The sequence below is a fragment of the Ekhidna algicida genome, assembly GCF_051379705.1.
Lineage (GTDB): Bacteria > Bacteroidota > Bacteroidia > Cytophagales > Cyclobacteriaceae > Ekhidna.
In genome coordinates this window covers 1,313,285-1,326,049 of the sequence record NZ_CP179868.1, presented here as the reverse complement: position 1 = coordinate 1,326,049, position 12,765 = coordinate 1,313,285, and the positions used below count along the sequence as shown (strand labels likewise).

The 12,765-nt window shown below is 40.3% G+C and carries 15 protein-coding genes; 8 read left to right on the top strand and 7 right to left on the bottom strand.

The genetic code is table 11. From position 1 onward, the window contains the following. The first annotated feature begins 49 nt into the window (after positions 1-49). The gene (locus tag ACL8WY_RS05640; RefSeq protein ID WP_436517453.1) at positions 50-1,756 is read left to right on the top strand and encodes a sodium:solute symporter; all 1,707 of its coding nucleotides are present in this window, start codon (positions 50-52) and stop codon (positions 1,754-1,756) included. A 47-nt stretch (positions 1,757-1,803) separates the two neighbouring features. Here ACL8WY_RS05640 and ACL8WY_RS05635 read toward each other — a convergent pair whose 3' ends face one another. Further along, on the bottom strand, positions 1,804-2,667 hold the full coding sequence (locus ACL8WY_RS05635; protein ID WP_436517452.1) for a DUF2911 domain-containing protein: 864 nt from the start codon (positions 2,665-2,667) through the stop codon (positions 1,804-1,806). Positions 2,668-2,682: 15 nt separating this feature from the next. Between ACL8WY_RS05635 and ACL8WY_RS05630 the strand changes: the two genes are divergently transcribed. Together ACL8WY_RS05630 and ACL8WY_RS05625 are read left to right on the top strand one after the other, a co-directional pair. Next, on the top strand, positions 2,683-3,318 hold the full coding sequence (locus ACL8WY_RS05630; protein WP_436517451.1) for a DNA-3-methyladenine glycosylase: 636 nt from the start codon (positions 2,683-2,685) through the stop codon (positions 3,316-3,318). Positions 3,319-3,478: 160 nt separating this feature from the next. Beyond that, positions 3,479-4,948, top strand: coding sequence for an OmpA family protein (locus ACL8WY_RS05625; RefSeq protein WP_436517450.1), 1,470 nt, complete (start codon positions 3,479-3,481; stop codon positions 4,946-4,948). On the opposite strand, the gene ACL8WY_RS05620 is transcribed toward ACL8WY_RS05625, so the two are convergent. Then, the gene (locus tag ACL8WY_RS05620) at positions 4,945-5,397 is read right to left on the bottom strand and encodes a GNAT family N-acetyltransferase (protein ID WP_436517449.1); all 453 of its coding nucleotides are present in this window, start codon (positions 5,395-5,397) and stop codon (positions 4,945-4,947) included. The two genes, ACL8WY_RS05625 and ACL8WY_RS05620, sit on opposite strands and share 4 nt — an antisense overlap. A 119-nt stretch (positions 5,398-5,516) precedes the next feature. On the opposite strand from ACL8WY_RS05620, the gene ACL8WY_RS05615 reads away from it, so the two are divergent. From ACL8WY_RS05615 to ACL8WY_RS05595, 5 genes are all read left to right on the top strand, one after another. Beyond that, the gene (locus ACL8WY_RS05615; protein WP_436517448.1) at positions 5,517-6,818 is read left to right on the top strand and encodes an MFS transporter; all 1,302 of its coding nucleotides are present in this window, start codon (positions 5,517-5,519) and stop codon (positions 6,816-6,818) included. Beyond that, a complete protein-coding gene (locus tag ACL8WY_RS05610) occupies positions 6,790-7,215 on the top strand; it encodes a type I restriction enzyme HsdR N-terminal domain-containing protein (protein WP_436517447.1) in 426 nt (141 codons plus the stop codon). Before ACL8WY_RS05615 ends, ACL8WY_RS05610 begins: the two co-directional genes overlap by 29 nt. Positions 7,216-7,238: 23 nt before the next feature. Then, on the top strand, positions 7,239-7,700 hold the full coding sequence (locus tag ACL8WY_RS05605) for a hypothetical protein (protein ID WP_436517446.1): 462 nt from the start codon (positions 7,239-7,241) through the stop codon (positions 7,698-7,700). Positions 7,701-7,784: 84 nt separating this feature from the next. Then, positions 7,785-8,081: an FtsB family cell division protein gene (locus tag ACL8WY_RS05600; RefSeq protein WP_436517445.1), complete on the top strand. Its 297-nt coding sequence runs from the start codon at positions 7,785-7,787 to the stop codon at positions 8,079-8,081. A gap of 3 nt (positions 8,082-8,084) precedes the next feature. Next, the gene (locus ACL8WY_RS05595; RefSeq protein WP_436517444.1) at positions 8,085-8,612 is read left to right on the top strand and encodes a hypothetical protein; all 528 of its coding nucleotides are present in this window, start codon (positions 8,085-8,087) and stop codon (positions 8,610-8,612) included. Here the strand turns inward: ACL8WY_RS05595 and ACL8WY_RS05590 are convergent. The 5 genes from ACL8WY_RS05590 to ACL8WY_RS05570 form a co-directional block, all read right to left on the bottom strand. Then, positions 8,609-8,965: a SiaC family regulatory phosphoprotein gene (locus ACL8WY_RS05590; protein WP_436517443.1), complete on the bottom strand. Its 357-nt coding sequence runs from the start codon at positions 8,963-8,965 to the stop codon at positions 8,609-8,611. The two genes, ACL8WY_RS05595 and ACL8WY_RS05590, sit on opposite strands and share 4 nt — an antisense overlap. Before the next feature lie 119 nt (positions 8,966-9,084). Continuing rightward, positions 9,085-9,534, bottom strand: coding sequence for a hypothetical protein (locus ACL8WY_RS05585; RefSeq protein WP_436517442.1), 450 nt, complete (start codon positions 9,532-9,534; stop codon positions 9,085-9,087). Beyond that, a complete protein-coding gene (locus tag ACL8WY_RS05580) occupies positions 9,518-9,943 on the bottom strand; it encodes a DUF1801 domain-containing protein (RefSeq protein ID WP_436517441.1) in 426 nt (141 codons plus the stop codon). Before ACL8WY_RS05580 ends, ACL8WY_RS05585 begins: the two co-directional genes overlap by 17 nt. Positions 9,944-9,962: 19 nt before the next feature. Then, positions 9,963-11,036, bottom strand: coding sequence for an Ldh family oxidoreductase (locus ACL8WY_RS05575; RefSeq protein WP_436517440.1), 1,074 nt, complete (start codon positions 11,034-11,036; stop codon positions 9,963-9,965). 9 nt (positions 11,037-11,045) lie between these two features. Continuing rightward, positions 11,046-12,731 carry a hypothetical protein gene (locus tag ACL8WY_RS05570; protein ID WP_436517439.1) on the bottom strand — a complete coding sequence of 562 codons (1,686 nt, stop codon included), beginning with the start codon at positions 12,729-12,731 and terminating at the stop codon, positions 11,046-11,048. Positions 12,732-12,765: the final 34 nt, after the last annotated feature.

Here is a 12,765-nt window from a genome sequence, read left to right as displayed (position 1 = left end):
GTACTCATCATTTTATTTCATTTCTTTAGCTCATCTTACTGACAACTAAATGAACAACCTTGACTTGATTGTGCTGTTTGGCACACTTCTCTTTATTGTAGCTTACGGCGTTTATAAGACTAGAGGACAAAAAGACATTGAAGGGTATTTGCTCGGTGGACACTCAATGAAGTGGGGAACGATAGGGCTTTCTGTGATGGCAACTCAAGCCAGTGCAATTACCTTTATTTCCACTCCCGGACAGGCCTATGAAAGCGGTATGGGATTCGTTCAAAACTATTTTGGATTACCCATAGCTTTGATTGTAGTCTCGGCGGTATTCATTCCAATATTTTATAGACTGAAAGTTTACACTGCTTATGAATTTTTGGAAAAGCGGTTTGACCTAAAAACACGTTACCTGGGTGCTGCACTTTTCCTTGTTCAGAGGGGACTTGCGGCAGGTATTACCATATACGCTCCAGCGATTATTATTTCTTCGATTCTCCACTGGAACCTCACTGCTACTATACTTGGAACTGGGATATTGGTGATTATCTACACAGTATCCGGTGGAACAAAAGCGGTCTCCATTACGCAGAAACAACAAATGGCTGTCATTATGGCCGGTATGTTCGCCGCATTTTTCGTAACACTTGGATATATCGGAGATCATACTTCTTTTGGAGGAGCACTAGAGATTGCAGGAAATCTGGGAAAACTTGAAGCAGTCAATTTTAGCATGGATGCAGGTGAAAGATATACGATCTGGTCAGGCTTGGCCGGAGGCTTCTTTCTCCAGCTTTCTTATTTTGGAACGGATCAATCGCAAGTGCAGCGATACCTTGGAGGAACAAGCGCTGCGGAAAGCAGAATGGGATTGATGTTCAATGCGATCCTGAAAATTCCTATGCAATTTTTCATTCTGTTCGTAGGTGTGATGGTATATGTCTTTTTCATATTCTACAATCCACCAATTCACTTTAAGGAAGCCTCTGTGGAGATTGTTGAAAACTCAGCTTACGCCGGGGAATTCGAACAAATAAATGATGAGTACTCAGTTGCGTTGGAAGAAAGAAGGCTTGCTGCTCAGTCTTTAACAAGCGAGACAATCTCTGACAGTGAACGTACCGCATTTGCTGAGCAATTGAAAATCGCAGATGCTAAATCTGTGGAGCTGAGGCAGCAGGCAAAAGATGTAATCCTAAAGGCCGACAGCACCTTGGAAACTAAAGACTCAGATTATGTCTTTCTCACGTTTATCATCACATATCTTCCACATGGCCTGATCGGACTATTGATCGCAGTGATATTCTCTGCAGCCATGTCCTCGACTTCTTCAGAATTGAATGCTTTGGCGTCAACCACCTCGGTTGATTTTTATAAACGCGCCATAAAAAAGGATGCATCAGATCATCATTATTTAAACACTTCAAAACTCATGACTTTTGGTTGGGGTGTTTTGGCGATTCTCTTCGCGATTTTGGCTAAAAATTCTGAGAATCTAATCGAGGCTGTAAATATTGTAGGTTCAATATTTTATGGCACAGTGCTAGGGATATTCCTTGTGGCTTTCTTCTTTAAAAAGGTCAAAGGAAATCCTGTTTTCATCGCAGCTATCATAGCTCAAACAGTGGTGATCATTGTTCACTTGATGACAGAGGCAGGAATCTTCTCACTGAGCTACTTATGGTACAACCTGATTGGTTGTGGCGGGACGATTATTTTAAGTCTGATTATACAGCAACTATCAAAACTATTTGGTAATAAGGCATAAAAAAAGCGTGAGCATTGCTCACGCTTTAATACTTTCTTAAGAAGTAATTACTTCAAAGAAGCAATTAAATCTTCGTTTCTTTTGATGTAACCAAAATCACCCTGTGCAAAGTTTTTGGCTTTCTCCATTGAATCTTTAGCAGTTGCGATAGCTTCTTTCTTGTTACCCATTTTAGCAAGAATTTGAGCCTTAGTGTGTACATGCCAAAACTGTCCGGAATTTTCGCCAACAGATAGATACTTGTTCATCCATTCCAAGGCTTGCTCCAAATTTTCGCCAGCGTTGAGGTAATAGTTAGCAGCAGCTACATAGTTCTGAGGATTTACCTGAGTCTTAGAAGCAATTTCTTTCATTACAGCCGAATGAAAATCAACCGATACAGGCACTTTGAAAGACATGTTGTCCCACGCAAAATGAATGTTAGCAGAAGTATTGTCTTCAGAAATATCAGAAATCTGGAAAGTCATTCGCTCTACAGAATTACCAAGCTTCATGGTCTTTACTGTCACTTTTGCAGCATCATTTTCAGCTTTGTAGTTACCCATGTTCCCACCAATCATTTCTTTGTGAAACATAACCTGCCATTCGTCTGCGCCAGGAATTGAAACAATTTGGTATTTACCTGCCGGTACATCCTGTCCAGCGATTTTCACATCTGTGCTGAAGTTAACTATGGTTCCTGCGTTTGCGCCTGTTCTCCATACCTCTCCATATTGCTGAAGGTAATTGTCTCCACTACCAAAAATTTCTCTTCCTTTTTTACCAGGTCGGAAATAATCAATGCTGATCTCTGTAAGTCCAACAGTCGAACTTACTGAACCAGCAGGGCTTGGCTGAGGAGTATTGATTTGAGCGGTTGCTCCAAAAGTAACTAACACGCATAGTGCGATTAGATTTGTGATTCTTTTCATAGTTTAAGGTTTTTTATGGTTTTCAAAATTAATACATCCGTTTACGAAAAACTCCCAAGATCGTTTTATCAAAGAACAGATGTCGTGCAAATAGCAAAAGATTTGTTGGGGAAAGTGCTCGTAACACATGTTGATGGTGTATTAACTGCAGGAAAAATCGTAGAGACAGAAGCATATTGTGGAAGGGGCGACAAAGCGTGCCATGCTAATAACAAGCGAACACCCAGAACTGAGATCATGTATAGTGACGGAGGAACCGCATATGTGTATTTATGCTATGGCATTCATCATCTATTCAATGTGGTGACAAATGTCGAAGGAATGGCAGATGCAGTGCTGATACGAGCCTTGGAGCCCATACAAGGCATTGATGCAATGAATGAGAGGAGAAACTTCACTAAAGCAAAACTTGCGTCCGGACCCGGTACATTGGCGCAGGCAATGGGTATTCATGTGAAAATGTCAGGTGTCGATTTATGTGAAGATCAAATCTGGATCGTTGACAATGATGGAGAGGAAAAATTAGATATTCAGTCGGATACAAGAATCGGTGTGGAATATGCTGAAGAAGATGCGTTAAAGCCCTGGAGGTTCTTAATTGCTGGCAATAAGTTTGTGAGTAAAACAATAAAACAAAAAAAGTCCGGCTAACCACACCGGACTATAATTCACTAGCTGTTTAGTTTTGTCACCAACTAACCAATAGAGAAACTTTACAAGTACAATAATATATTAGGATATTTATAAAATCAAGTTATTTTCACAAAAAAATATAATTAATTAATTGAAAAGTTCAATAATATCATTTTTGATGGTTCTTAGTTTCACTGGTGCTGCGCAGGTTGCATTCGAGGGAAAGGGAGAAACAGTAGATTCACTCAATACACCCAATGGACAGAATTATCTGGTCCTCAGTCCACATAGTAAGTCAATTGCATTTACTGAGGAACGAGGAGGGACTAATAGTACGTCCAAACTATTTGATTCCCAGTCCAAATCTTTTGGTGCTGAAAACTGGACCGTCTCGACTTTTTTAGATTGGCTAGGTGAAAAAGGAATGGTAAGCCCAATTGGATTTACGAAAGAAGGACTGTATTACAGCGAAGTAACCTTTGATAAAGGCATGTACTACGGAAAAGTAAAGTTTAGCAGCAATGGAGTTGATAAGGAAGTAGACATCCCCTTTTTGAAAAATAAGTCACCCATTCAAAGCGGATGTTTGTCAAAAGGCGGCAGGTATATGATTCTTAGCCTTGAAGCTAATAACACGTATGGAGTTGAAGATCTCTATATCGTGAAAAAGAAAGCCGATGGGAGCTGGGATCGTCCTAAAAATTTAGGTTATCAATTAAATACTGAGTTTCAGGAAGTGACACCTTTTCTAGCAGAAGATAATCGCACACTTTTTTTTGCCACAAATGGAAGAGGCGGTCAGGGTAGTTTTGATCTTTTTTATAGCGTAAGGCAAGATGAATCCTGGAGAAACTGGAGCGAACCTGTAAATCTTGGTTCCCAGGTCAATACCTCAGGATCAGAAACTTCTTTTTCATTTTTAGATAGTTCTGAATGGGCATACTACGTCAGTTCGCAGGATAGTGATGGTTATGGAGATATTATGCGAATAAAGTTCAAAGAAGAAATTGAGGAGGATACGACGCAGTTGGAAACTCTACCAATAGTAGCTGAGGAGCCTGAGACGGAAGCATTAGGAGCCATCATCCTGAAGGTAATAGATGCGAAAACTGGCGAAGCATTACCAGCTGAAATGATAGTTGGAGCAAATAGAAGAATTGGGCCAAATGGAATATTTGAGATCGATTCATTGTCTGATGAGGAGATAGAGCTCAAGTCTCTCGGTTATTTACCTAAAGTGATTGTGCTCGACGAACAACTGAAAATTGGAGAAAATGTAATCCAGCTATCATCAGTGGCAAAAGGAAGCATAATCACCTTGGATCATGTGCTATTTCATCGGGGAACAGCAAACATGATTGAAGGGTCGGAAAAAGAATTGAATCTGGTAGTGGAAGTTTTGAATGACAATCCTAAGATTAAGATTCTTCTAAAAGGCCATACAGATAATACTGGAGATCCGGTCAAAAACGTGCAGTTATCAGAAGCTCGGGTGAAGGCAGTGAAAGCATACATTTTATCTCAGGGTATCAACGCCTTTCGTGTGACAGGCAAAGGATACGGTGGCAATCAACCGATAGCAAGCAATGAATCTGAGGAAACTAGAAAGCTAAATCGCAGGGTCGAGTTTGAGGTGGTTGATGATTAGCCCAACTGCTTCTCAAACGCTACTTTTTCAATGCCTATTTCAGTCATCCATTGCCTGATGATTCGGAAGCCATGATGTTCATACAAAGCAATAGCCGGGCCGTTAGCGGCACCTGTTTCTACGGTAAATGTTTTCAAGTTGAATTCATTAAAGACGAACTCCAGAAGCTTACTTGCAATACCTTTTCTGAAAAAATCAGGATCAACAACTAGACTGTGGATATGTAAGATCTGATCCTCTGCTTTTACTTCGGTAACGGCAGCTAATTCCGCTCCCTCAAAGTAGCCAAAAAATGTAGTTTCCGCATTCAAGAAATTCTCGAGAGGTCTTTTTAGAGGAGGAAAATCATCGGCCTGCAAAAGTTCGGCCTCTATTGCATAAGATACCTGGAACACCTGGCGTATTTGCTTTGCCTCTTCCTTTATTTTGTGGTTTATAAGCCGAATCATTTTTTAAGATTGAAATATGCAAAGCAGAAGATTTGCTCGGAGAGAAGTCTCCTCTCTTTTCAGTTCCTAAAACTAGTCATTGTATCATTCATTATATTGCCGTATCAACTTGACTTTACATGCTGAACGATAAAAAAATCATCAATGCCTGGTGTATGTATGACTGGGCAAATTCTGTTTACTCGCTGACAATCACTTCAGCAATATTTCCCATTTATTTTCAAAATGTAGCGGTCAATGCAAGTGGTGGTGATCGTATTCAGGCCTTTGGGTTCGAGATTGTAAATTCGGTTTTGTACTCATATGCACTGTCACTGTCATTTCTCCTGGTTGCTATTGTCCTGCCCATTTTATCAGGGATAGCAGATTACGCGGGGAAGAAAAAATTCTTCCTAAAAATGTTCATGTTCATTGGATCATTTTCATGCATTGGGCTTTTCTTTTTTACAGGTGAGAATGTTGAATGGGGGATTATTTGCTCCATTTTCGCAAGCGTCGGCTATTCGGGTAGCCTCGTCTTCTATGATGCATTCCTGAGTGAGATAGTCACCGAAGATAAGCGTGACATAGTCAGTGCAAAAGGATATTCATACGGATATCTTGGAAGCGTTATTCTTTTGGTGATCAACTTAGTGATGATTCAAATGCCAGATACATTTGGTTTTGCAGGTGCGGGTGTTGCCTCTCGGGCAGCCTTTCTCACTGTAGGCGTATGGTGGATTGGCTTTTCGCTTTATGCGATTTCCAAACTTCCTGAAAATGTACACGGCAGAAAGCCAGAAGGTCACTATTTGACCAACGGTTATAAGGAGCTAAGAAAGGTGTGGATGGAGCTAAAAGAAATGGATGGAATGAGAAAGTTTCTACTCGCTTTTTTCTTCTACAATATGGGTGTGCAAACAGTCATGTACTTGGCAGCAACCTTTGGTTCCAAAGAATTAAAGATGGAAGCTTCCAGCTTGATTATGACAGTACTTCTGATTCAATTTGTAGCAATAGCAGGAGCTATGCTTTTTGCATATGTATCCAAAAAGCAGGGAAACATTAGATCTCTGTCCATTCAGATCGTTATTTGGATTGGGTGCTGCTTTGGGGCATATTTTGTCAATGCTGAAATGGAATTCTTTGCTTTAGCAGCTGTAGTTGGATTGGTCATGGGTGGGATTCAGTCACTTTCGCGGGCAACCTTCTCCAAGATAATGCCTCAGGATACAGTTGATACAGCTTCCTTTTTCAGCTTTTATGATGTCACCTACAATGTATCTATTGTTATAGGAACTTTCGTCTACGGATATATTGAACAAGTCACAGGAAGCATGCGCAATAGTACATTGGCGCTTGCATCGTTTTTTATCTTAGGTATTATTTTTCTATCTCAAGTGAAACTGAAAAATGAAAACGCTCAAACTGCCGGAGTTTGATGTTAAATTGAAAGACAACACCATTTTTTGTCTGATTAGAAAGAAGTGGATTGTACTTACACCTGAAGAATGGGTCCGCCAGCATTTTATTAACCTCTTGATTGTCCATCTAGCTTATCCAAAAGGAATGTTTAAGCTTGAACACTCGATGGCCTATTTCAAAAATCAAAAGCGATCAGACATTATAGTTTTAGACAAAGACGGATACGTTTTCTTATTGGTCGAATGCAAATCTCCTGATGTGAAACTGGATCAAAAAGTACTGAACCAGGTAGCAGCATACAATAAGGTGCTTGATTCAAAATACATAGCCATCACAAATGGATTGAATCATTTCATCTGGCGAAAAGAGAATAACCGATTCAATCAAATTGGTGAATTTCCATCTTACGCTTAGAGTGAATTGTTAATTTTAATGATATGAGAAAAGAACCTCAGACAGGCCAAAATCAGACAATAGCTAAGATTCTGTTACTCATTTTAGGCGTATTGAGTCTCACCCTCCGAATCCGGAAGATGATCCACTACAGTATGATGGGAGAGGAGCCAACCGGCATGGATTGGTATTTGGTGGTTATGTGGTTGATTAGCATACCACTGCTTATCTGGGAGTTGACAAGAAAGAAAGTCAAGAAAAATGAAGGCTTCAATGGCGTGAAAGTTTCAAGGAAGACTTATCGGGACAAGCAAAATCAGGCCACAGGTCCTTTGGTTGTTGCCGGGTTAGCCTTCTTGATGCTTTGCTTCAATGGCTATATGATTCTCTTTGAGCATAAAAAGGCAGACTGGGATGTGTATATCTGGATTGTCCTGCTTCCATTGCTATTGATAACCTGGCGAGTACGCGAGAACAAACTCAAGAAACTGGAAGTAGAAGAGTGATTTTTAAATTGATCAGCTAATTCCCTATTTTTACACATCTGCTGAAGCTTTGAAAATCAAACCACCCTCAAAAATTCAAAGCAGATGAAAGACTTATTGAACCGTATCCCACCTTTCTTGAAGAACTTTTATGTTCTCGCGACTCTATTCTTTATTGTATGGATGGCTTTTGTAGACAGCAACGATTTGTTTTTGCAGTCAGAGCTTTCCGGTAAAAAGGCAGAATTAGAGCAAGCTCGTCAGTTTTATCAGGATAAAATCCTTGAAGTAAAAAATGATCAGGCAGCTTTGAACAACAATCCGAATTTGTTGGAAAAAATGGCTCGTGAGAAGTATCTCATGAAAAAACCCAACGAGGATCTTTACATTGTCGTAAAATAGAAGATGAAACTTTTAACTACGATAGCAGCTATTGTCTTTGCTTTGAGTGTTTCGGCTCAGAGTAAGTTCGCTGATAAAATTTACTTCGGTGGTGGCGGCGGGTTCAGCACCAGTTCGAATCAAACCAACATTAGCATTTTTCCACAGGTTGGATACAAAATCACTGACCGGTATTCAGCAGGTATAGGCATTACCTATCAGTATGTAAAAATCAAGCAGCCTATAAATACATCGCTCTCGAATTTTGGATGGAGTGTTTTTAACCGCTTCAATGTGACCAATCAGTTCTTTGCCTATGCAGAGTTTGAGCGACTCACTTTTGAATATTTAACTTCATTTTCACCTGAACAAACCGATAAATCAGCTTTCAATAGCCTTTTGATTGGGGCAGGTTACTCTGAACAGATAGGAGGAAGGGCCTCTTTTAATGTGATGGCGCTTTACAACGTGCTCTACGATGAATCTGAAATACCCAGACCTTACAATAGTCCGTGGGTATTGAGAGCTGGCGTAGGCATTGGTATCTTCTAATTTGGAGAAATGTCGAAATCCATTTCCAGAAGCTCACTATAATCCATTCCCATTTCTTTCATTTCAACATCTGTTTGGTCATATAGCCAGTGAATATTGAGAGAAGGACGGTACTTTTTCACCGCCCTGAATACGTCGAAAAGCAGTCTCGCTGCTTTTGTATTGAAAACACTTAGCTGGATGTTAAGATCTGTGTAGGGTGTTCGTTCAATATTCTGCTTTATATCCATGGCCATCTGTTTACATATTTTCAAGTCTTCGCAAAGTGAAACGCCTTTGATGAGGGCAGATTTGGAACCTGAATCCATGATGACAGCCGGCAGTATGTCGGAGCCTTTTCTGAAATAATCCATTAGGTAATTATTAAGGTGATAATAGATTAAACTACCTGATAGGATTGGGGTTGGAGAGATTAGGTTAGGTCCGCTGAATTGTCGGTGAACTATGCCAAAGATTCGGTAAATAGGATAATTTATTTTTTTATTTGGATTGATCTAATAATTCTACGAATTATACGGCCATTGTTTGCTCCTTGTGTTGAGGTTTTGATTTCAAAGCGTTGGCCATACTTCATGAATGAGTAGGCATGCAAAATGTACTCGCCATTCATTTTTTCTCTTTGCTTAGCGATGACTCCATCAATTTTGGTTTCGGTGAAATCTGCATCTTTAGTCTTGTCAGCTCGTTCAGCACTGGGAAGCTCGCCGAAAGGTTGTGCATTTTCAAAGTAGGTAATGGTAAAATAAATGTCTGCAGAATCTTTGGACGAAGGGCTTACCTTCACAAGGTATCCATCATCAAAAACTTCCCAATTTTTGGGCTTCTTAAAGCTGAATGTGAGATCCGGATCTTCGAATGTAACCCGCTGTGAAAACGAAAATAGTGTTGAAACAAGTAAAAAAAGACTAATTGTAATCCGCATATCGTTTCTTCAACGTTTCTATGGACTTTTTAGTCATTTGCTCGACCGCTTTCATGTTTATATCAGCCAACTTCTTCACATACAAACAGCCAACACTTTTTTTATGCTTTCCAAGTTTCTCAAGATGTTCTTCTTGTCCATCGAAGCCTCCCACTATGTAAATGGTCATACTTGTTTTTCGAGGAGAGAACCCGGCTAAAAACCAATCACCTTCGCGTCCGCTTTTATACTTGTAATGGTAATTACCATAACCAACGATGGAATCCCCCCACATCACCGGTTTTTCACCGGTAACCTTTTCAAAAAGTTCTTGCAACTGCCGCGCATCATCTCTTTTCCACTCTGGCTCTATCGAGTCAATGAAGTCTTTGACGCTTTGATCACCGGGTTGTGTTTTAAGCTCAGCCATGATTTTAATGTCTAGGTATCTAACTCAAATTTACGCCCAATTTTTCGCCGAGTTCCTTCAAATCTGCCACCACAGGATCCAGCAAATCAATTCCATTTTTGAGCCGTTCTGCTGTCATCTCACGCTCGGGATCGCCCGGGATCAAAACTTTATCTCCTGGATTTACAGTCTCCGAGCTTCTAAATCGCTCAATCCAGTTATCCATGTGTGACTTAAATTCTTCTCCATCTCTAAATGCATCAATGCGCATAGCACCAAAGAAGTGACCCAAGCCTTCCCCAACGGGATTTGGAGCCGGATCGATGAATGCAACAAAGGGAGGAACCCATGGTCCATAGTTAGCTCCAGAGAGGACCGCCGACAAGATGTCTACTACAGCACCCAGTGCATAACCTTTATGTGATCCATGTTCACGATCACCACCTAAAGGTCGCATCGAACCGCCCTTCACCAATCCTTTTGCATCAGTGGTAATGTGACCTTCTTTGTTTTGTAACCATCCTTCAGGCGCATCCATACCTTTTCGCTGCAGTACCTCAAGTTTGCCATTGGCGGCTGTAGTAGTTGCCATGTCTAGGACAAATGGAGGTTGATTTTTTGTAGGGATGGCAATGGAAATCGGATTCGTACCGAGTAGCCGTTCCTTTGAGAAAGTAGGGGAAACCAGCGGACTTGCATTGGTAAGGGATATGCCAATGCAATCTTCTTCCAGCGCCATCATCGCATGATAGCCGGCAATGCCATAGTGATTAGAATTTTTTACCGAAACCCAGCCTGAGCCTACATTTTTAGCTTTCTCAATTGCTAACTTCATGGCCTTGGGACCGACCACAAGTCCGAGTCCAAGATCTCCATCAACTACTGCAGTAGATGGGGTTTCATGTACGGTCTTGATCTTTGGTGTCGCATTTAATCGTTGCTTTTCATGTAACCGTATATAGCCTGAAAGTCTGGCTACTCCATGAGAATCTACACCTCTGAGATCGGCGCTAACCAAAACATCGGCAGCCTGCTGAGCTTCTGCTTCAGGGCAGCCGATGTTAATAAATACCTTGGTTGCAAATTGCTTTAGTTCTTCCGCTGAGAAATTCATGCGGCGAAATTACTCATTTAGCTCTGCTATGATCTGGTTGAAGACCAAAATTACGTTTCTGGCGTCTTCAATATCTGTCATGCTTAGGTCAAAACCATCCTGATAGTTTTCAATTTCACCGTCTTTATAGTACTTGATGATGTCTTCTTTAAACTTCGTTTCGAATGAAATGGCCAAAGTTTTGCTGCCAATTTTGTATTGTATACTCTTTGGGTTGATGTCCGTGAAGTTGAATTCAAATATTTCTTCCTGCCCACCTTTCGCATCTACTTCAAGCTTAGTCATCTTAATCTTTTCGGGATCTGTGTCATCAATTCGCTCAAATGTTTGTGTGATCGTTTTATCCCCGTCTCTCACCTCATCCATGTTTTCGGTTAGCCAGGCAATTTTTTGCTCGACAGCCATGTCTGCAAATGGATCAATGTAATCACGTTCACAAATTCTGATGGCATCTTCCAATGCTGCTTTTATTCTGCGAGCCACTTCAATATTCTCAGCATATATCTTCAATTCATCATCATATCCGTCGAATTCGTCATTTTCAGACATCTTTAAGAGATCCAGAGATTCTTTTGTGACAAATTCAACAAACATCTTTCCTGAGGTAACATCAAAATCTATAAGGTTTCCATTCACATCAATCAGGTTGAATTCAGCTGTTATTTTTTTTGTACTTTTTGCATCAGCATCAACCTGTGTTATTTTCAAGAGGCAATCTCCTTCTACTGATTGTTCCATTGATTCGTCACCATAATCAATGTTTTGAACATACTTTCCTAGAAAATCAAGTGCAGGCTGCAAAGTCTCAAACTTCTGAATGGAACCTTCGACTAAATCTTCCGCGAGCGGAACAGCTTTGGTAAGTATGTTTTTAAGGTCACGCGCTTCTTCTACATTATTTGTGAAAATTTCAATTTCGTCATCGAACCCTTTTGGTGCCCCACTCTCCAATACTTTTATCAACTTCTGTTTTCGATTGGTCTCAAAGTCTAACGAGAAACTGGAGCCCGAAATGTTGAACTTCAAACTGTTGATATTAATGTCACCTAAATTGAGAATGTATTGAATTTCCTTCGATGACTTTGCTGTGATCTCAGTTTGGATGAGTCTGAAGTAGCCTGGAAAATCATCTAAAGCTACGAGTGTTTGATTGTAGGTTTTTGTACCACTTTCTGCATTGACAACATGTTCGACTAGCCAAGTTTCCATTTCCGGGTAAGTATCTACCGCAAGTTTTTTGCTCATGATATCCTCAGCGAGTGGAATAGCTTTTTTGATGAGATCTTTAAGTATTCTCGCATTATCAATGTTTTTGGTTACCATAAGCATGTTCTCATCGTATCCTTTCACCTCACCATTCTCGTACTGCTTTATGAATTTTTGTCCATTATCCACCGTGAGACTGAGATAGATAATGTCCTTCTTGGTTTCCTCCCTGACCACATATGGATCTAAATCAGCCACATTGAATTCATACACCAGCTCGTCTCGATTACCCTTTTCATCAACCTCAACTAACGTGTATTTGAGTACTGAATATTCGATTAGTTCAAGCTCATGCGTATAAGTCTCATCACCGGTTTGAACCTCAATAAGATTTGCTTGGATGTCGCTTACTATGCTTTCGAATTCAGCATTCTGTGCCAGAATTGATGAAGAAAAAAATAGAAATACTGATCCCAGTAGATATTTCATGATGATAAGATTTTTAATCTGGTAAAAGTTAAAA